This window comes from Pantoea sp. At-9b (assembly GCF_000175935.2).
Taxonomy (GTDB): domain Bacteria; phylum Pseudomonadota; class Gammaproteobacteria; order Enterobacterales; family Enterobacteriaceae; genus Pantoea.
In genome coordinates this window covers 1,484,507-1,503,519 of record NC_014837.1, presented here as the reverse complement: position 1 = coordinate 1,503,519, position 19,013 = coordinate 1,484,507, and the positions used below count along the sequence as shown (strand labels likewise).

Sequence of the window (19,013 nt, the reverse complement as noted above, 5' to 3'; positions counted from 1 at the left end):
CTACCTGGGTTTGCGCGCGGTCACATGGATATAACGCCCTAAACTTAAAAAGGGCTCCTGGCGACAGTAGCGCCGTTCCATCTCAATAATGGACTCAACGTCTTTCACAGCGGCAGACTGCTCTTTCATGTAGTCACAAAAGACACGGATGCCAGCGCGCTGTTCAATCTCAAATCCACAGTCTGTCAGCCAGCGATACACCTCTTCGGGATCGCGTGGATAATCGGGTGACAGCGTGCGCTTCTTGCGCTTGGACATATTGGCCTGTAGATAGCCGAAATTGCCGAGGGTTAACAGGCGCATGGTTAAAGCATGACGATTAAAAAACATCAGCGACAAAACACCGCCAGGTTTCAGGGTGTGCCATAACGCCTGCAATACCGCCTCGGGTTGCGCTACCCACTCCAACACAGCGTGAAACAATACCAGATCAACCGGCTTATCCAAATGTTCGCCGACCTGTTGCGCGCTAATTTGTTTGAATTGCATGTTGTGGCTCACACCCTCAGCAAGCGCATGAGCTTCAGCTAGCTTCAACATTTCCGCAGACAGATCGCACAACAGCACTTGATGACCACGTGCCGCCAGACCACTGGAGATTTGTCCTACGCCGCCACCGGCATCCAGCACCGACAACGGCCCATCGGGCAGGGTCGGCAGCAGCGTATCCAGCTCATCCCACAGGATCGCCTGACGCACCATGCCTTTTTTGGTGCCATAAATGTTCTTTGAAAATCTCTCCGCGAGATCGTCAAAGTTACGATCCTGCATGCTGGTCGCTCCGCTCTGCTGCCTTCAACTTGTGCTATTTTGTCACAGGCTCAACAAGAATGAACCTTTCATCCCGTGGTTAGTGTCTGGCTGCTGTTTTTTCGGCCAAAAGGAGCAATTTTCGATGTTTTTCACGTTAAAAAAAGTGATCGGTGGGATGTTACTGCCCTTGCCACTGCTGCTGTTACTGATGGCAGCCGGACTTTTATTGCTCTGGTTCAGCCGCTGGCAGAAAAGCGGCAAAATTCTGATATCAATCAGTTGGCTGACTCTGCTGTTACTCAGCCTGCAACCGGTGGCCGACCGCCTGTTGCTGCCGCTGGATAATGCTTATCCGACCTGGAACCGCAACGTCAGCGTTGATTATATCGTGGTGTTGGGGGGCGGATATACTTTTAATCCGGATTGGGCACCCAGTTCGAACCTGATTGGGAATAGTCTGCCTCGCGTGGCTGAAGGGGTGCGTCAGTGGCGACGCTATCCACAGGCGAAGATGATCTTTACTGGCGCGGCAGCAGGGAATAACCCGATGAGTAACGCGCGCGTGGCAGCACAGGTGGCGGAAAGTCTCGGCGTGCCGGAGAGCGTCATTATCGTGCTGGATCAGCCCAAAGATACCCGGGAAGAAGCGCAGGCGGTGAAAATCGCCGTAGGGCAACATCCCTTCCTGCTGGTGACCTCCGCCAATCATCTGCCACGGGCGATGCAGTTCTTCCAGGGGGCGGGGCTCAATCCGCTGCCAGCTCCGGCCAATCAAATGGCCATCACCTCACCGTTAAACGGCTGGGAACGCGCGTTACCTTCGCCGTTGTGGCTGAGCCATAGCGAGCGGGCAATTTATGAAACCCTGGGCCGTGCGTGGCAGGCGCTGCGTGGCGATGACCTGACGTCACCCCAGCCAGGGGAGTAGCTGTTCGCGCGCGTTATCAAAGCGTGCACGATCAAACTGACCGGTGCTGACCAGCGTATCAATGCAATCCCAGAGTTGATACAGCCAGCGCCGCCAGACAAACCCTTCCGCGACCGGTGCGCGCTGCAAATAATGCTGCAACAGCGAGGCTTCGGCCCCGTTGTCGCCCAGCCGCATCAGCTCAAATTCGCGTGGTGCCCACAGCACATTGCCGGGTTGCGTCATCGCCACCAGTTGGTCGCTACGGACATCTTTCATGATGCTCGCCAGCCGCAGGTTGCCGTGGATCAGCACGCAGGGATCGTCAAATCCCGCAAACAGGTGGGCCAACTGCTGACGGCTGCGAAACAGGATCTGTCGATCGTCGAGGGTGAAGTTCGGTGGTGACAGGTAGCCCAGGGTGGACCACAGCACTTCGACCCGCTGCTGATACCAGGCAGGCCAGTGGTTTTCCTGAATGCTGTCGATGCTGCCCACCAGTCCATGGCTGTCGATACGATGCCAGGCCAACAACCCTTCAACCACCTGCTCGCAGAGCTGCTCCCAACGCGCGGCGGTGCGCGCCGGGGCTTCGGCAGAGACCCCATTGAGGCGCGCCATCAGCAACATTTCATGCACTGGCTTCTGCTGACTGAGCACCAGACCAAACACCGCCGGGACGGCAATCAAGCCATCACGCCCCAGCATCGCCAGTTTTTTCGCTTCCAGCGCCGCCCGCCCCTGATGGCGGAAATATTTCGCGACCACCGGCATCGGTTTATCGGCGTCATCGTATAGCGCATACAAGCGCGACTGGGACTGTTCACTGATGGTTTCAAGACGGCCAACGCTTTCGCCAAGCACCAGCGTGAGTTCTGAACGGAGCTGTTCCATGCGTCATCCTCCCGAGAAAGTGACTTAAATATCCTGGAGGTCACGGCAGCGCAGAGTGATGCGCCAGATCAAAGAAAAGAACAGCAGGGCCAGCGACAACCGCTGGCCCTGCTGGATTAAGCCTGCATGGCAGCGCGAACGCGCAACAGGTCTTCCGGGGTGTCAACGCCGACGCTCGGCACCGTTTGCGCTACCGCGACATGGATTTTCTCGCCATACCACAGCACGCGCAACTGTTCGAGCAACTCAATCTGCTCCAGTGGGCAGGGCTCCCATGAAATATAGCGCCGAACAAAGCCAGCACGGTACGCATAGATACCAATATGGCGCAGGAGCGTATCACCCGCCTGCTCACGCGATTTCGCGTAACGTTCGCGATCCCACGGAATGGTGGCGCGTGAGAAGTAGAGCGCGTAGCCCTGCGCATCGGTCACGACTTTTACCGCATTGGGGTTGAACGCTTCTTCCGCATCACGAATAGGCACGGCGAGGGTAGCCATCCCGGCATCCGCCTGAGCCAGATTTGCCGCCACCTGGCGCACAATCGCCGGTGGGATCATCGGCTCATCACCTTGCACATTGACGATGATGGTGTCATCCGGAAACTGATATTTCTCAATCACTTCCGCCAGACGTTCGGTGCCGGAATGATGGTCAGCACGCGTCATACAAACTTCACCACCCGCCGCTTCAACCGCCGCTGCGACATCAGGATGATCGGTGGCGACAATCACACGATCGGCACCGGACTCACGCGCCCGCTCCATCACGTGTACCACCATCGGCTTACCCAGAATATCGACCAATGGTTTGCCCGGCAGGCGCGTTGAAGCATAGCGTGCCGGAATAATGGCGACGAAACTCATGGATGGATCTCTTCAACAGACAGAGTACGCGCTTCGTTTTCCAGTAATACCGGAATACCATCACGCACCGGAAACGCCAGCCCATCGGGTTTGCAGATTAATTCCTGCTGTTCTTTGTTGTAGTACAGTTTTCCATTGCAAACCGGGCAGGCCACAATCTCAAGTAAACGGTGATCCATAATCTCCTCCATACCGGATCGATTCGTCAGGCCGTTAGCATACCATAGCGCAGCGCATGGCAACGTGCCGTAATCCACTACTCAGTTATTCTCCAGCCATCCAACCAGGCGGCACGTAACGCCGACGGTGCCTGCTCAATCACCACCTCACTGGCTCCCTGCCATTGGGCAAAGCGCGTGATGGCACGCTGGACATCATTGACAAAACTGGCCGTCACACGCGTGCCCTCTTCCAGCCAGAAAGCACGGATCACCAATTGTTGTGCCTGGCGATCCATCTTCGCATCGAGTCGCCCTTTCAACACGCCACGGTGCAAAACCGGCAATACGAAGTAGCCAAACTTGCGTTTTTCGGCCGGGGTATAACATTCAATACGATAATCAAAATTGAACAGCTCCAGCGCCCGACGTCGATCCCATACCACCGGATCAAAGGGAGAAAGCAGCGTGGTGTGGGTGGCGGACGGTGATGTTTCCAGCTGCGGGAGCAACGCATGATGCAGCCACATCTCACCCAGTTGCTCAACCTGTACCGGAATGATCTCGCCCCGCTCCTGCGCCGTCTCAAGCCAGGGTTTCAGTGCAACCCGCTTCAGCCGATAGTAATCAGCCAACCAGGCCGCGCGGAAAATACCCAAAGTGCGCGCGCTGTGGTTGAGCATACTGACCACCGCATCCTCTTCACTCAGTGCGTGTTGCGCATCATCCCAGTCCGGCATCACGCGTTGCTGTAGGTCATACACGCGATGAAAATTGCGCCGTTCAACCACCATCAATTCGCCTGCGCTGAACAAATTTTCCAGATGGCGTTTATGGGGTTTCCACGCCCACCAGCCTGGTTTAGTGTTTTTTTCCGTGGCGAAATCAGCAGCCCGTACCGGGCCGTTAGCGTTGATATGCGCCAGCAAGTCGGCAATCTCCTGCTGATGCTGCTCAACCCACTGCGCATTGTATTTCCAGCCGAGGCGCGCCGGATCAAGCATCCGGTGGCGCAGTAGCGGATAGTCCTCACGCGGGATAAAACAGGCTTCATGCGCCCAGTATTCAAATAACTCGCCCGATGCCAGCGTCTCTTCCAGCCAGTTTATCGGGTAGTCGCCGAGGCGGCTGAACAGCACCAGATAAGGGCTACGTGCCACCACATTGATGGTGTCAATTTGCAGTAGCGACATCTGACGAATCGTGGCGTGAATATCAGCGAAACGCGCGCGCCGCCCGGTTGGACGAAGCAACCCTTGTGCGGCGAGATGAAGATTACGGGCGGTCTGTAACGAGAGGGAATCAGCGAGGCTCATTACTCAGTTTCCCTGTAAAGGCTAGCGCAGCTGTGCGTCGCGTGCGCTGAGACAAAGTTGCGTGATGTCATCCAACAACGCAGGCAAAGCGGCACCCGCCAGATGTGCATCGACGGGCAAAAACCACCAGTTTTCACGCGCAAACGCACGGCATTTGACCGCGTCTTTTTCCGTCATCAGCAGACACTGGCCCTGCTGTGTCAAACGGCTCAATTCGTCTTCGCTGTAAGCGTGATGGTCAGCAAAAGCGATTTCAGCAACGGGCTGTAACCCTTGCTGCTTAAGGGTAGTAAAGAAGCGCGGCGGATGTCCAATACCCGCCATCGCGATCACCGGCGGCAACTGCGCCAGCGGGACGCTCTGCCCGCTAGCCAGATTTATTGCCTGACCCGGTTGTAATGTCATGGCGATTTCACGACCTGTGGCCTCACCACCGTTAACGATGATGGCATCCACCTGTTCGAGGCGTGAAGCCCGCTCACGCATCGGCCCGGCAGGTAACCACCAGCCATTGCCGAAACGGCGTGCGCCATCCACCACCACCACTTCACGGTCACGTTGCAAGGCATAGTGTTGCAACCCATCATCTGTGATGATCACATCCAGTGGCTGCCGGGACAGTAACGCTTCGACGGCAACGCGGCGTTTTGGCGCGACCGCAACCGGCGCGCCAGTGCGCTGTGCAATCAAAACCGGCTCGTCACCTGCCAGTTCGGTGGAGGTTTCACCATCAACTAACAGTGGATAGCGTTCTGCTTTACCGCCATAGCCACGTGAGACCACCCCCGGGCGCAGGCCGCGTTGTTGCAACGCCTGCACCAACCAGATGACCACCGGCGTTTTACCGTTACCGCCAGCGGTGAGATTACCCACCACGATCACCGGACAGGGCGCGCGCCAGCTTTTACGCCAGCCACGCTGGAAACTGAGGCGGATCAGCCAGCTGATTGCCCCATACAGCAGACTGAGCGGCCATAACAGCAGCCATAACGGCGAGCGCCCACTCCAGATGCGTTCAATCATTGGCCAAACTGCAGTTTGTGAAGTTGCGCGTAGGCGCCTTTTTCCGCCAACAGTACGTCATGCGTACCACGCTCAACAATACGGCCATCTTCAACCACCACGATTTCATCGGCTTTCTCGATGGTTGAGAGGCGGTGCGCAATCACCAGCGAAGTGCGGTTTTTCTGCAACTCATCCAGTGCCGACTGAATCGCCCGCTCTGATTCGGTATCCAGCGCAGAAGTGGCTTCATCGAGGATCAGGATCGGGCAATCACGCAGCAACGCACGGGCAATGGCAATACGCTGACGCTGACCACCGGAGAGCAGGACACCATTTTCGCCGATGACAGTATCGAGGCCGTTATCCATTTTCTTGATGAAGTCCATTGCGTGCGCCATGGTCGCAGCCCGCTCGATCTCTTCACGGCTGTACTGATCATTACGCGCATAGGCAATGTTATTGGCAATGGTATCGTTGAACAGATGCACATTTTGCGACACCAGCGCTACCTGATTACGTAACGAGCTCAGGGTGTACTCACGTAAATCGTACCCATCCAGCAGGATTTCGCCCTGTTGAATATCGTAAAAACGGGTCAACAGACTCGCCATCGTTGATTTACCCGAACCCGAACGGCCAACCAGCGCCACCGTTTTTCCTGCCGGCAGGCTCAGATTAATATTGCGTAGCGCCGGGATATCACGGCCAGGGTAAGTAAAGGTCACATTACGGAACTCAACATCACCTTTAGCGCGATCCAGTTGGCGCGTACCCTGGTCATTCTCCTGCTCGCTATCCAGAATGCTGAACAGCGTCTGACACGCCGCCATACCACGCTGGAACTGCGCGTTAACGTTAGTCAGCGACTTCAGTGGACGCATCAGGGCGATCATCGAAGAGAACACCACCGTGATGGTACCGGCAGTCAGCGTATCCATCACGCTCGGGAAGCTGGCGGCATACAGGACAAAAGCCAGTGCCAGAGAAGCGATCAACTGAATCACCGGATCAGAAATAGATGAAGCAGAGACCAGCTTCATACCCTGCTGACGCATCCGGTTGCTGACGCGCGCGAAACGCTCAGATTCCACGTCCTGGCCGCCGAAAATCAGCACTTCTTTGTGCCCTTTCAGCATCTGTTCGGCGCTGGTGGTTACTTGCCCCATGGTGTTCTGCATGGTTTTGCTGATATTACGGAAGCGTTTGGAGACGTTACGAATCGCAAATGAAACAATCGGCGCCAGGACAATCAGAATCAACGACAGCTGCCAGCTGTAGTAGAACATCATGATGAACAGGCCAATGATTGATGCGCCTTCACGCACTACCGTCACCAGCGCGCTGGAGGACGATGAAGCGACCTGTTCTGAGTCATAGGTGATACGGGACAACAGCGTGCCGGTTGACTGCTGGTCAAAGAAGGCCACCGGCATGCCCATCATGTGGCTGAACAGACGTCGACGCATGTTCATCACGACATTGCCGGAAACCCATGAAATGCAATAGCTCGAAATATAACTGGTTATCCCACGTATCAGCATCAAACCAATGACGGCCAGCGGCATCCACAACAGTACGGATTTGTCAGCCTTACCGAAGCCGTCATCCAGTAAAGGTTTCAACAGGGAGAGCATTAAGGTATCGCCAGCCGCATTGAGTATCAGCGCCACAGCAGACACAAATAAGCCAGCTTTGTGGGGCGCAATCATCGGCCAGAGTCGGCGAAATGTCTGCCACGTTGAGAGATCTTTGTCTTGTTGCATTATTTAGTCACGCTGTTTGAAATAGCCGCTCATTCTACCTGGATTCACGTTTGACGCCAAACCACTGATGATACCAACGGGGCAATATTTGCTCTCTTAACCCCTTAATCTGCCAATGACCTGCGCGAATCCCGATATGAATCTGTCCGGATTGGGCGGTGTCATACCAACGATACCCGTACTGATGATAGGCGCTGAGTACCGTCTTCGCTGGCATCCGCCAGGCGTTATAGCGCGCCACGGAGGCGATTGCGACCTCTCCAGAAACATGACGCAGCAGCAACTCGCTGGATGAAGTTCGGCTGCCATGGTGGGGCACCTGTAAAATCGTTGAGACCAGCGCCTGTTGCTGTTGGGCAACCAGCTTCCTCTCGGCCTCCCGTTCAATATCACCGGTCAATAACAGACTCACTTTGCCATCATCGACGCGCACCACGCAGGAATCATTATTTTCTCCGTGGCTGGCACCACGCGGTGGCCATAATACGCTGAAACGCAGTTTCCCCCAGCGCCATACCTCTCCCTGATAGCAAGGCAGATGATTGGCCTCAGCCAATGCACTGCGCACGGGTGTGGTGGGAGATGCGGCCATAATCGATGCCAGCCCGCCACGGTGATCCAGATGCTTATGACTTAAAATAATCGCGTTTAAGCTGCTGTTTTTACGCTGTAACCACGGGAGGATGACGCGGCTACCCGCGTCCCCCTGGGTCCAGCGTGGACCGGCGTCATATAACACGGCCTCATCACCCTGGGTGATAACGATCGCCAACCCATGCCCGACATCGATCATATCTATCTGCCAGTCATCCTGCGGTTCACTGACGCGCCAGAGCAGCAGGGTGACCGCGACACTGCAACATTGCAGGGGCGCGCGATAGACCATACCGCTACGCCAGACCACTCCCCCACCCCACAGCAGCAGCATCGCGGGTAAGGCGTCACTCCACGGCAACCAACCCGCGGGCAGCGAGGCCAGCACTTGCATCACTCGATGGACCGACTGGTCTGCCAGCCACCATAATCCGCTGGCAAGCGACGCCACTGGCATCATCATCGCCAGCAATATCAGCGGCACCGTAATAAATGAGACCACCGGAACAGCCAGCAGATTAGCCACCAATGCACTCCAGCTAATACCTTGAAACAGGAAAATTTGCAGAGGAGCCATCAACAACATCATCCCCAGCTGTAAATGCAGCAGTTGCAGCACCCACCAGCGGCGTCCGCTGCGAAAGCGTGCAGGTAGAGCAAACCATTGATACCAGATAAGCAGCACTGCCACCGCTAAGGCGGATAACCAGAAACTCTCGGATAAAACGCTAAGCGGGTCCAGCGCCAGCAACAAGCCGACGCATAACGTCCAGACCTGCCAGCCGCTCAGTTGCCAGCCAGCAATGCGTAACAATACCCATACGGTCAGAGCCAGCATGGCACGCTGTGCGGGTGGATGGCTGCCGGAAATCCAGCAATAAATCGCCGCGGTGCACCAACTGGCAATCAGGGGAAGCAGGTAATTAATCCTCCGGGCGGGGAAGATTCGTTGCAGCATCCGCATGCATAACCAGCCGATACTGGCGGCCAGCGCGATATGCATGCCTGAAATCGCCATCAGGTGTGCGGTACCCGTCTCACGTAATATGCGCCGCTGATCCTCCGTCATCGCCTCTCGCTTACCAAATGCCAGCGCCTGGACGATTGCCGGTGTTTGCATCCCTACGAATGCAGGCAAATGATAGTTAATCAGACGCGAGCGCCAGCTACACACTGGATTCACCCGCTCGCGTGCCGCAATCAGCCCTTGCAAAGGCTGGTGTTGTGCCACCGCAAAACGTTGTGCATCAAACTCCCCCTCGTTGAGTCGTGCATGCACGGCGCGTAACCGCAGTTGCATCTGCCAGCGTTGACCACTACAGAATGGCTCCCCTTCACCGTTGTGGTTCAGCGTGGCAAACAGGGGTGGGAATTGATATCGCCCATTAATTTGCACCAGTTGCACCGTCAGCTGTTTATTATCCTGACGAACATCGGTTATCCGCACGAGGGCGTTGACCGGTGCCTGAGTGAGCTGGTCAATACTGGTGATCATTTGGCGGGCCTCGACCAACGCCCATAGCATCAGCAACAGCGCAAGCCCGATGAGGCGTAACGCACAGACAGGCTGTAGGCCGAGCAACAGCGCGGTGGCAGCCATCGCCATCAACGTGCTATTACCTGGCAACACCGGTATCACGCCTAATGGCAACGCCGCCAGGATCATCAATCGTGCCATAACTATCCATGTCATCTGCATCTTTCTTCTCCAGGCGAGGAGAGTAGAGTGTGCCAGAGGCGATGAAGATTCGGATGTGCGGAATTAACGAGTCTGGAGGCAGCTCCAAAGATAATCAGACTTTTGCATCGGTATTACCGGTATTCTGGAGCGCGCTCACGCCTGTCATCAGGCAAAAAAAAACGACACCCGAGGGTGTCGTTTTCAATGTTCGGTAACGGCTTAGCCGTAAATGTTCGCACGGTCACGCAATTCTTTGCCCGGCTTAAAGTGGGGAACGTATTTGCCTTCCAGATCCACTTTGTCACCCGTTTTCGGGTTACGTCCGGTACGCGGTGCGCGGTAGTGCAAAGAAAAGCTGCCGAATCCCCGGATTTCAATGCGCTCGCCTTGTGCCAACGTAGTGGCCATATGCTCGAGCATCTCTTTAACCGCATCCTCAACGACTTTCGCCGGAATATGAGTCTGCTGGCCTGCAAGTCTTTCAATCAGTTCTGACTTGGTCATGTAACCTCCGGTTAATCCCTGTTTGGAAAGGTATGACAGCTTTTACCGAAACCGGGCAGCTTACGCCGCCCGGTGCTTCGGGTCGATTACTCGCCTTTAGCCGCTTTGAACGCTTCAGCCATAGCGTTAGAGAAGTTGCCTTCTTCCTGTTTGGTGTTAACAGTGTTGATAGCTTCTTTCTCGTCAGCCTGGTCTTTCGCACGGACAGACAGACTTACAACGCGGTTCTTACGGTCAACGCCGGTGAATTTAGCTTCAACGTCGTCACCAACACTCAGAACCAGAGTTGCGTCTTCGATACGGTCCAGTGAAGCTTCAGAAGCGCGCAGGTAACCTTCTACGCCATCAGCTAATTCTACTGTAGCACCTTTCGCGTCAACTGCAGTGACTTTACCAGTCACGATAGCGCCTTTCTTGTTCACGGTGATGTAGTTGTTGAACGGATCTTCAGCCAACTGTTTCACACCCAGAGAGATGCGCTCACGCTCTGCATCAACCTGCAGTACAACGGCAGCGATTTCGTCGCCTTTTTTGTACTCACGAACGGCTTCTTCGCCAGTCGCGTTCCAGGAGATGTCAGACAGGTGAACCAGACCGTCGATGCCACCGTCCAGGCCGATGAAGATACCGAAGTCAGTGATTGACTTGATTTTACCTTCAACGCGATCGCCTTTGTTGTGGGTCTCTGCGAACTGCTGCCACGGGTTAGATTTGCACTGCTTCAGACCCAGGGAGATACGACGACGCTCTTCGTCGATGTCCAGAACCATAACTTCAACCACGTCGCCCACGTTAACAACTTTAGACGGGTGGATGTTTTTGTTGGTCCAGTCCATTTCAGAAACGTGTACCAGACCTTCAACGCCTTCTTCGATTTCTACGAAGCAGCCGTAATCAGTCAGGTTGGTCACACGACCGGTCAGCTTGGTGCCTTCCGGATAGCGTTTAGCGATAGCTACCCACGGATCTTCGCCCAGCTGTTTCAGGCCCAGAGATACACGGGTACGCTCGCGGTCGAACTTCAGCACTTTAACAGTGATTTCGTCGCCCACGTTGACGATTTCGCTCGGATGCTTAACGCGTTTCCAGGCCATGTCAGTGATGTGCAACAGGCCGTCAACGCCGCCCAGGTCCACGAATGCGCCGTAGTCAGTGAGGTTCTTAACGATACCTTTGACTTCCATGCCTTCCTGCAGGTTTTCCAGCAGCTGATCACGCTCAGCGCTGTTTTCAGATTCGATAACTGCGCGGCGAGAAACCACCACGTTGTTACGTTTCTGGTCAAGCTTGATTACTTTGAATTCAAGCTCTTTGCCTTCCAGGTGCAGAGTGTCGCGAACCGGACGCACGTCTACCAGTGAACCTGGCAGGAACGCACGAATACCATTCAGCTCAACTGTGAAGCCACCTTTAACTTTGCCGTTGATAACACCGGTAACAGTTTCAGCATCTTCGTAAGCTTTTTCCAGCGTGATCCAAGCTTCGTGACGTTTAGCTTTCTCACGGGACAGCAGGGTTTCACCGAAGCCGTCTTCTACTGCGTCCAGAGCAACGTCAACTTCGTCGCCCACCTGGATTTCCAGTTCGCCAGCTGCGTTCTTGAACTGCTCTGCAGGGATTGCAGATTCAGATTTCAGACCCGCATCAACCAGAACTACGTCTTTGTCGATAGCAACAACGACGCCACGAACGATGGAACCCGGACGGGTTTCGATTTCTTTCAGGGACTCTTCAAAGAGTTGAGCAAAAGATTCAGTCATATTGATAATCTTCAGGATTCTTCAATTTAACGTCCACCTGACGTCATTGTCGGATGGGGTTGTTTCACATGCCCGGCACCGGATCCGTGGTACAGGGTTACAGCAATTCGGTTGCCGAAATATTAAATGCCCAGCTTTTGGCGGGCATAATCAAGTGCCATTTCAATAACTTGCTCAATGGACATACTGGTTGAATCCAGCACCAGAGCATCAGAAGCAGGCACTAAAGGCGCGATAGCGCGGTTACGATCGCGGTCGTCGCGTTCCTGTATCTCGGCTAAAAGGCGATCAAAGTTAACACTAAAGCCCTTCTCCTGCAACTGTAGCATACGGCGATGAGCACGCTCTTCAGAACTGGCATCCAGGAAGATTTTTACCGGTGCATCGGGGAACACCACCGTCCCCATATCGCGACCATCGGCAATTAAACCTGGCTCCTCACGAAACGCCCGCTGACGGCGCAACAGCGCTTCGCGTACCCGAGGGAATGCCGCCACACGTGACGCCGTGTTGCTCACTTCCTGAGTACGGATTTCACCGGTAACGTCTTCACCTTCCAGGATGACCTGCATTTCACCTTCGACGGAAAGAAAACGCACGTCGAGGTGGGCCGCCATCGGCACTAAAGCCTCTTCTGATTCGATATCTACCTGATGATGGATCGCCGCCAGAGCCAGGACGCGGTAAATTGCGCCAGAATCCAGTAAGTGCCACTGCAACGACTCAGCCATCGCTTTACACAAGGTTCCCTTCCCTGCACCACTAGGCCCATCGATGGTAATAACCGGGGCGATTGCCGTCATTGTTTTCTCCTGTTGCTGAATGCGTATTTTCAGCCGGCATGGCTGTGTGGATTGCGCAGCATTATACGCTGACCGCGTCGGGTTCGTTACCCCTTAGCGCAGACAGCGTTATAAATTTGGACAGAATCGGAGGAATTTCCGGCACGAAGACCAGTAGAAAGTAAAGTCACCCGGCGCGGAAGGCCGCCGGGTGTAACGATCAGGAAGTGTGGCTGATTTTCGCTAACTGCTGGAAATAGTCAGGGAAGGTTTTCGCCGTACAACCCGGATCAAGGATCGTCACCGGCGTGTCTGACAACGCCACCAGCGCGAAACACATCGCCATGCGGTGATCGTTGTAAGTGCCAATATCCGCATGCTGTAACTGCGCTGGCGGGGTAATGCGAATAAAATCGTGCCCTTCTTCGACTTCCGCACCAACTTTACGCAATTCAGTCGCCATCGCAGCCAAACGGTCAGTCTCTTTGACGCGCCAGTTATAAATGTTGCGCATCAGGGTGGTGCCGTTGGCAAACAATGCCGTGGTGGCAATCGTCATCGCAGCATCAGGGATATGGTTCATATCCATATCGATAGCATTCAGGGAACCACGGGTACAGGCGATGTAATCATCACCCCATTCAATGCTGGCACCCATTTTTTCCAGCACGTCAGCAAAACGGATATCGCCTTGCACACTGTTGCGACCAATACCTGTCACACGCACCGTGCCGCCTTTAATCGCGGCTGCGGCCAGGAAATAGGAAGCAGATGAGGCATCGCCTTCCACCAGATAATCACCCGGTGATTGATACTGCTGCTTCCCCTTGACGACAAAGCGCTGGTAATTCTGGTTATCAACATCAACACCGAAACAACGCATCAGGTGCAAGGTGATATCAATGTAAGGCTTTGATACCAGATCACCTTTGATGCTGATGGTGGTGTCCTGTTGCGCTAAAGGTGCCGTCATTAATAACGCAGTCAGAAACTGGCTGGACACGCTACCGTCAACCGTCACATCACCCCCATTAAAGCCCCCTTTGAGCAGTAACGGCGGATAGTCGGTCTGTTCCAGATACTCGATTTTTGCTCCGCCCTGACGCAGTGCATCAACCAGGTGTCCAATTGGACGCTCTTTCATACGCGGCTCACCGGTCAGCACGATAGATTGCTGACCAAGGCACAGCGCGGCAGCCAACGGACGCATGGCGGTACCCGCATTACCTAAAAACAGCTCCAGCGGTTGCTCTGAATGCAGTGGGCCAGCATTACCGATCACTTCACAGACCGTGCGATCAGCAGAAAGTGTATAGCTCACACCCAGCGCTTTCAGCGCGTTGAGCATATGCTTCACATCATCGCTATCCAGCAAGTTGGTCAGGCGTGTGGTGCCTTTTGCCAACGCGGCCAGCAACAGTGCACGGTTAGATACGCTCTTGGAACCCGGTAAGTTTACCGTGCCATCAACACGCGCAATCGGTTGTAGAGTCAGGGAGTCCTGCATGTGAAACTCAATCTCCAGAAAAGAAGAAACCCCGCCTGAAAACAACGGGGTCTGGCACCAGTCAGACTGGCATAGATGAATAATTAACCGTGGCGACGCTCAAAATCGACCATGAAATCGGTTAAGGCTTTAACACCTTCCAACGGCATCGCATTGTAAATCGAGGCGCGCATACCGCCAACCACACGATGCCCTTTCAGTGCATGCAGGCCAGCTTTCAGCGATTCGTCGAGGAACACTTTATCCAGCGCAGCATCGGCCAACTGGAAAGGTACGTTCATACGTGAACGGTTCTCCACCGCAACGTCGTTACGGTAGAAGTCGCTGCGATCAATCACCCCATACAGCAGGTCAGCTTTGGCCTGGTTCTGTTTGTCCATTTCTGCCACGCCGCCTTTCTCTTTCAGCCATTTAAACACCAGGCCAGAGAGATACCATGCAAAGGTCGGCGGGGTGTTGAACATAGAATCGTTCTCAGCCAGCACCTTGTAATCGAGAATAGACGGCACATAGCTGTGCGCTTTGCCCAGCAGGTCTTCACGCACGATAACCAGCGTCAGGCCAGCCGGACCGATGTTTTTCTGCGCACCGGCATAGATCACACCATAACGGCTGACATCAATCGGACGCGACAGGATGGTTGATGAATAGTCAGCCACCACCACTTTATCGCCAAAGTCAGGCTGCTCATCAATGGCGATGCCGTCGATGGTTTCGTTCGGGCAAAAATGCACGTAGGCTGCGTCATTGCTCAGCTGCCATTCACGCATGGGCAGAATCGCACGCTTGCCATCACGGGTCGTTTTTACGTCGATAGTATTTGGCGAGCAGTATTTCTCAGCTTCTTTGATTGCACTGTGCGCCCAATAGCCGCCATCAATGTAGTCAGCGCTTTTCGCCGATCCCAGCAGGTTACCCGGGATAGCGGCAAACTGCGCACGCGCGCCGCCATGACAGAATAAAACTTTGTAGTTGGCAGGGATTTTCAGCAGATCGCGAAAGTCTTTCTCAGCTTCTTCCGCTACCTGAATAAATTCTTTACTACGGTGACTGATTTCCATCACCGAGGTGCCTAACCCGTGCCAGTTTGTCAGTTCTTGTTCTGCACGACGGAGCACTTCAACCGGCAGCATCGCTGGACCGGAGCTAAAATTATAAACCTGCGTCATTTCCCCTCACCACTGTCATATCGAACGGTTATGAATACCCTACCGGTTTTATCATTGCCTCCGGATGGCTGCAATCATTTATCCTGCCGCGATCACATTTCCAGAGCCGGCTCCACCGCAGCTTATGTCATAAATGTAATCGACAATGGAATTTTGTGAGGTTTATCTGCGAAGTAAAATCAGATTGCCGCCAGACGAATAAAACCCCGTAACATAAGAGAGAGAAACTTCATCATCCGAATGGCGAATGTCGCGTAAAACCCGTATTATTGCGCGCTTTACGCCCACCCCATTGACTCAGAGAGCGCCATCATGACGCAAACTTTTATTCCCGGTAAAGACGCCGCACTGGAAGACTCCATTTCACGCTTCCAGCAAAAATTGCAGGATTTGGGTTTTAACATCGAAGAGGCCTCCTGGCTGAACCCGGTTCCGCACGTGTGGTCAGTGCATATTCGCGATCGTGACTGCCCGCTGTGCTTTACCAACGGTAAAGGTGCCAGCAAAAAGGCTGCGCTGGCTTCTGCGCTGGGCGAATATTTTGAGCGTCTCTCGACTAACTACTTCTTTGCTGACTTCTGGCTGGGTGAGTCCATCGCCAACGGCGAGTTTGTGCACTACCCCAACGAGAAATGGTTCGCCCTGCCGGAAGATGACAGCCTGCCAGCCGGGATCCTCGATGCCCGTCTGCGTAAATTCTATGATCCTGACGATAGCCTGAGTGCGGCGGATCTGGTTGATCTGCAATCCGGCAATGCCGAGCGTGGCATCTGTGGCCTGCCCTTTACGCGTCAGTCTGATCAGCAGACGGTCTATATCCCGATGAATATTATCGGCAACCTGTATGTGTCCAACGGCATGTCAGCGGGCAATACCGCTAACGAAGCCCGTGTGCAGGGGCTGTCTGAGGTGTTCGAGCGCCATATTAAGAACCGCATCATTGCCGAGTCCATTAGCTTGCCGGAAATTCCAGAAGCGGTGATGCAGCGTTACCCTGGCGTGGTGGAAGCCATTGCCCGCCTTGAAGCGGAAGGTTTCCCGATTTTTGCCTACGACGCCTCTCTCGGCGGCAACTACCCGGTCATCTGCGTGGTGTTGTTCAACCCGGCAAACGGCACCTGCTTCGCATCATTTGGCGCACATCCTGATTTTGGCGTGGCGCTGGAACGTACCGTTACCGAACTGCTGCAAGGCCGTGGTCTGAAAGATCTCGACGTGTTCACACCGCCGACTTTCGATGATGAAGAAGTTGCGGAACATGCCAACCTGGAAACCCACTTTATCGATTCAAGCGGCCTGATTTCCTGGGATATGTTCAAAGACGATGCTGACTATCCGTTTGTTGACTGGAGCTTTGCTGGCAGCACGCACGAAGAGTTCGACACCCTGATGGCCATCTTCCGCGCGGAAGATAAAGAAGTGTATATCGCTGATTACGAGCATCTGAGCGTCTATGCCTGCCGTATCATCGTGCCGGGCATGTCTGATATCTACCCGGCTGAAGACTTACTGCTGGCGAATAACAACATGGGTGCGCCGCTGCGTGAAACCCTGCTGGCGCTGCCGGAAAGCCAATGGGAACCGGAAGCCTATCTGGAGCTGATCACCCAACTGGATGAAGAAGGACACGATGACTTTACCCGTGTTCGCGAACTGCTGGGTCTGGCCTCGGGCAAAGACAATGGCTGGTTTACGCTGCGTATTGGTGAGCTGAAAGCCATGCTGGCGCTGGCGGGTGGTGACCTCGATCAGGCACTGATCTGGACCGAATGGACGATGGAATTTAACCAGTCCATCTTTAGCGCTGAGCGTGCTAATTACTACCGTTGCCTGCAAACTCTGCTGTTGCTGGCGATGGAAGAAGAACGCGATCCGGTGCAGTATCACCGTGCGTTTGTGCGCATGTATGGCGAAGCGGCCGTTGACGCTGCCTCTGCTGCCATCAGTGGTGAAGCACCGTTCTACGGCCTGCAAGCCGTGGATTTGGATTTAAAAGCCTTCCCGGCCCATCAGTCGTTGCTGGCCGCTTACGAAAAGTTGCAGGCAGCCAAGCGTCGTTATTGGTTAGCGAAATAAATCGCCCTTTTTCACCGTAAAAAGGCCGGATAACGAGCAAAAAAGGCGCTGAATAATTTCAGCGCCTTTTTTATTGTCCGGGGTTTCACCTTTGTCCGGAAAATTTTGCATAACATTTCAGATTCAACCACTAATATTCGTTAACAATTCAACCTTTCTTTAGACGCTTCACTCAACAATATTTGTAAATATTAAAAAATATTTAATCATTTAAATTCAATGCATTAAGTCACTTTCACTCTGAAAATGACACCAGATATCACCACCCCTCCGGTCAAATATGATCCATATCAAATCCTGTCCTATACTCCTTTGTTAGTATTAATCCCAGATAATTCCTGGAGAGCGTTAGTGTGAAAACTGACAACCCGTTTAATTCATTATTACCGGCTGCAATGGCAAAGGTTGCTGAAGATGCCGGGGTTTATAAAGCCACTAAACACCCCTTAACCACCTTCTTTCTTGCCATAACTGCTGGCGTATTCATTTCTATCGCTTTTGTGTTCTATATCACCGCCACTACCGGTAGCGGCACAATGCCTTACGGCATGGCAAAACTGATTGGCGGCATATGTTTCTCTCTGGGATTGATGCTGGTAGTGGTCTGCGGTGCCGACCTCTTCACCTCCACCGTATTGATTGTGGTGGCAAAAGCCAGTGGCCGCATTACCTGGGCGCAGTTGGGCCGTAACTGGTTGAATGTGTATATCGGTAACTTGTTGGGTGCCCTGTTTTTTGTGGCTCTGATATGGCTCTCTGGCGAACATATGGTGGCGAACGGTGCCTGGGGTTTAAACGTTCTGCAAACTGCTGACCATAAAATGCACCATAGCTTCATTGAAGCAGTCAGTCTCGGCACGCTTGCCAACCTGATGGTGTGCCTGGCAGTTTGGATGAGCTACTCCGGGCGTAGCCTGCTCGACAAAATGGTCGCGATGATTCTGCCAGTCGCAATGTTCGTCGCCAGTGGCTTTGAGCACAGTATCGCTAACATGTTTCTGATTCCAATGGCGATTATGATTCGTGATTTCGCCAGCCCTGAATTCTGGCAAATGGCGGGGGCCAGCGCCTCACAGTTCCAGGCGCTCAGCGTCGGTAACTTTATTGTCGACAACCTTATTCCTGTCACCATCGGTAACATCATTGGTGGTGGCTTGTTAGTCGGATTGACCTACTGGGTTATCTATCTGCGCGGTGATGACCCGGTACATTAATTAAGTATTGAGTATGGGCACGCGTGACCGCGTGCCAAACGTGAAAGTTTCCCTAAATAAAGGC

General features: G+C 53.9%; 16 protein-coding genes. 3 read left to right on the top strand and 13 right to left on the bottom strand.

The features are described from left to right. Nucleotides 1-771, bottom strand: a complete 771-nt coding sequence (gene cmoM / locus PAT9B_RS06810; RefSeq protein WP_013508521.1) for a tRNA uridine 5-oxyacetic acid(34) methyltransferase CmoM — start codon at nt 769-771, stop codon at nt 1-3. A 124-nt stretch (nt 772-895) separates the two neighbouring features. On the opposite strand from cmoM, the gene elyC reads away from it, so the two are divergent. Further along, on the top strand, nt 896-1,681 hold the full coding sequence (elyC, locus tag PAT9B_RS06805) for an envelope biogenesis factor ElyC (protein WP_013508520.1): 786 nt from the start codon (nt 896-898) through the stop codon (nt 1,679-1,681). Here elyC and PAT9B_RS06800 read toward each other — a convergent pair. From PAT9B_RS06800 to serC, 12 genes are all read right to left on the bottom strand, one after another. Beyond that, the gene (locus tag PAT9B_RS06800; RefSeq protein WP_013508519.1) at nt 1,661-2,554 is read right to left on the bottom strand and encodes a YcbJ family phosphotransferase; all 894 of its coding nucleotides are present in this window, start codon (nt 2,552-2,554) and stop codon (nt 1,661-1,663) included. The genes elyC and PAT9B_RS06800 overlap by 21 nt on opposite strands. 116 nt (nt 2,555-2,670) lie before the next feature. Beyond that, complete coding sequence (kdsB, locus tag PAT9B_RS06795; RefSeq protein ID WP_013508518.1) at nt 2,671-3,420, bottom strand: 3-deoxy-manno-octulosonate cytidylyltransferase; 750 nt, start codon at nt 3,418-3,420, stop codon at nt 2,671-2,673. Further along, a complete protein-coding gene (locus tag PAT9B_RS06790; RefSeq protein ID WP_013508517.1) occupies nt 3,417-3,599 on the bottom strand; it encodes a Trm112 family protein in 183 nt (60 codons plus the stop codon). Before PAT9B_RS06790 ends, kdsB begins: the two co-directional genes overlap by 4 nt. Before the next feature lie 77 nt (nt 3,600-3,676). After that, nucleotides 3,677-4,894: a winged helix-turn-helix domain-containing protein gene (locus PAT9B_RS06785; protein ID WP_013508516.1), complete on the bottom strand. Its 1,218-nt coding sequence runs from the start codon at nt 4,892-4,894 to the stop codon at nt 3,677-3,679. A gap of 21 nt (nt 4,895-4,915) precedes the next feature. Beyond that, nucleotides 4,916-5,917, bottom strand: coding sequence for a tetraacyldisaccharide 4'-kinase (lpxK, locus tag PAT9B_RS06780; protein ID WP_013508515.1), 1,002 nt, complete (start codon nt 5,915-5,917; stop codon nt 4,916-4,918). Continuing rightward, nucleotides 5,914-7,662, bottom strand: a complete 1,749-nt coding sequence (gene msbA, locus PAT9B_RS06775; protein ID WP_013508514.1) for a lipid A ABC transporter ATP-binding protein/permease MsbA — start codon at nt 7,660-7,662, stop codon at nt 5,914-5,916. The genes lpxK and msbA overlap by 4 nt, the downstream gene beginning before the upstream one ends. Before the next feature lie 34 nt (nt 7,663-7,696). Continuing rightward, nucleotides 7,697-9,955 carry a DNA internalization-related competence protein ComEC/Rec2 gene (locus tag PAT9B_RS06770; protein WP_013508513.1) on the bottom strand — a complete coding sequence of 753 codons (2,259 nt, stop codon included), beginning with the start codon at nt 9,953-9,955 and terminating at the stop codon, nt 7,697-7,699. A 201-nt stretch (nt 9,956-10,156) separates the two neighbouring features. Beyond that, nucleotides 10,157-10,441, bottom strand: coding sequence for an integration host factor subunit beta (gene ihfB, locus PAT9B_RS06765; protein ID WP_013508512.1), 285 nt, complete (start codon nt 10,439-10,441; stop codon nt 10,157-10,159). An 86-nt stretch (nt 10,442-10,527) separates the two neighbouring features. Then, on the bottom strand, nt 10,528-12,201 hold the full coding sequence (rpsA, locus tag PAT9B_RS06760; RefSeq protein WP_013508511.1) for a 30S ribosomal protein S1: 1,674 nt from the start codon (nt 12,199-12,201) through the stop codon (nt 10,528-10,530). 122 nt (nt 12,202-12,323) lie between these two features. Then, nucleotides 12,324-13,004, bottom strand: coding sequence for a (d)CMP kinase (gene cmk / locus PAT9B_RS06755; protein ID WP_013508510.1), 681 nt, complete (start codon nt 13,002-13,004; stop codon nt 12,324-12,326). Nucleotides 13,005-13,203: 199 nt separating this feature from the next. Continuing rightward, nucleotides 13,204-14,490 (bottom strand): 3-phosphoshikimate 1-carboxyvinyltransferase, encoded by a 1,287-nt coding sequence (aroA, locus tag PAT9B_RS06750; RefSeq protein WP_013508509.1) that lies wholly within the window; start codon nt 14,488-14,490, stop codon nt 13,204-13,206. A gap of 83 nt (nt 14,491-14,573) precedes the next feature. Further along, a complete protein-coding gene (serC, locus tag PAT9B_RS06745; protein WP_013508508.1) occupies nt 14,574-15,659 on the bottom strand; it encodes a 3-phosphoserine/phosphohydroxythreonine transaminase in 1,086 nt (361 codons plus the stop codon). 312 nt (nt 15,660-15,971) lie between these two features. Between serC and ycaO the strand changes: the two genes are divergently transcribed. Both ycaO and focA read left to right on the top strand, forming a co-directional pair. Continuing rightward, nucleotides 15,972-17,735 carry a 30S ribosomal protein S12 methylthiotransferase accessory factor YcaO gene (gene ycaO, locus PAT9B_RS06740; RefSeq protein ID WP_013508507.1) on the top strand — a complete coding sequence of 588 codons (1,764 nt, stop codon included), beginning with the start codon at nt 15,972-15,974 and terminating at the stop codon, nt 17,733-17,735. A 353-nt stretch (nt 17,736-18,088) separates the two neighbouring features. Beyond that, the gene (gene focA, locus PAT9B_RS06735) at nt 18,089-18,949 is read left to right on the top strand and encodes a formate transporter FocA (RefSeq protein WP_013508506.1); all 861 of its coding nucleotides are present in this window, start codon (nt 18,089-18,091) and stop codon (nt 18,947-18,949) included. The last annotated feature ends 64 nt before the right edge of the window (nt 18,950-19,013 follow it).

Coding starts and splice junctions, on each gene's coding strand:
- elyC (WP_013508520.1), top strand. CDS start 896: ATGTTTTTCACGTTAAAAAAAGTGATCGGTGGGATGTTACTGCCCTTG.
- kdsB (WP_013508518.1), bottom strand. CDS start 3,420: ATGAGTTTCGTCGCCATTATTCCGGCACGCTATGCTTCAACGCGCCTG.
- ihfB (WP_013508512.1), bottom strand. CDS start 10,441: ATGACCAAGTCAGAACTGATTGAAAGACTTGCAGGCCAGCAGACTCAT.
- PAT9B_RS06790 (WP_013508517.1), bottom strand. CDS start 3,599: ATGGATCACCGTTTACTTGAGATTGTGGCCTGCCCGGTTTGCAATGGA.
- aroA (WP_013508509.1), bottom strand. CDS start 14,490: ATGCAGGACTCCCTGACTCTACAACCGATTGCGCGTGTTGATGGCACG.
- cmk (WP_013508510.1), bottom strand. CDS start 13,004: ATGACGGCAATCGCCCCGGTTATTACCATCGATGGGCCTAGTGGTGCA.
- PAT9B_RS06800 (WP_013508519.1), bottom strand. CDS start 2,554: ATGGAACAGCTCCGTTCAGAACTCACGCTGGTGCTTGGCGAAAGCGTT.
- serC (WP_013508508.1), bottom strand. CDS start 15,659: ATGACGCAGGTTTATAATTTTAGCTCCGGTCCAGCGATGCTGCCGGTT.
- PAT9B_RS06770 (WP_013508513.1), bottom strand. CDS start 9,955: ATGCAGATGACATGGATAGTTATGGCACGATTGATGATCCTGGCGGCG.
- lpxK (WP_013508515.1), bottom strand. CDS start 5,917: ATGATTGAACGCATCTGGAGTGGGCGCTCGCCGTTATGGCTGCTGTTA.
- rpsA (WP_013508511.1), bottom strand. CDS start 12,201: ATGACTGAATCTTTTGCTCAACTCTTTGAAGAGTCCCTGAAAGAAATC.
- PAT9B_RS06785 (WP_013508516.1), bottom strand. CDS start 4,894: ATGAGCCTCGCTGATTCCCTCTCGTTACAGACCGCCCGTAATCTTCAT.
- msbA (WP_013508514.1), bottom strand. CDS start 7,662: ATGCAACAAGACAAAGATCTCTCAACGTGGCAGACATTTCGCCGACTC.
- cmoM (WP_013508521.1), bottom strand. CDS start 771: ATGCAGGATCGTAACTTTGACGATCTCGCGGAGAGATTTTCAAAGAAC.
- ycaO (WP_013508507.1), top strand. CDS start 15,972: ATGACGCAAACTTTTATTCCCGGTAAAGACGCCGCACTGGAAGACTCC.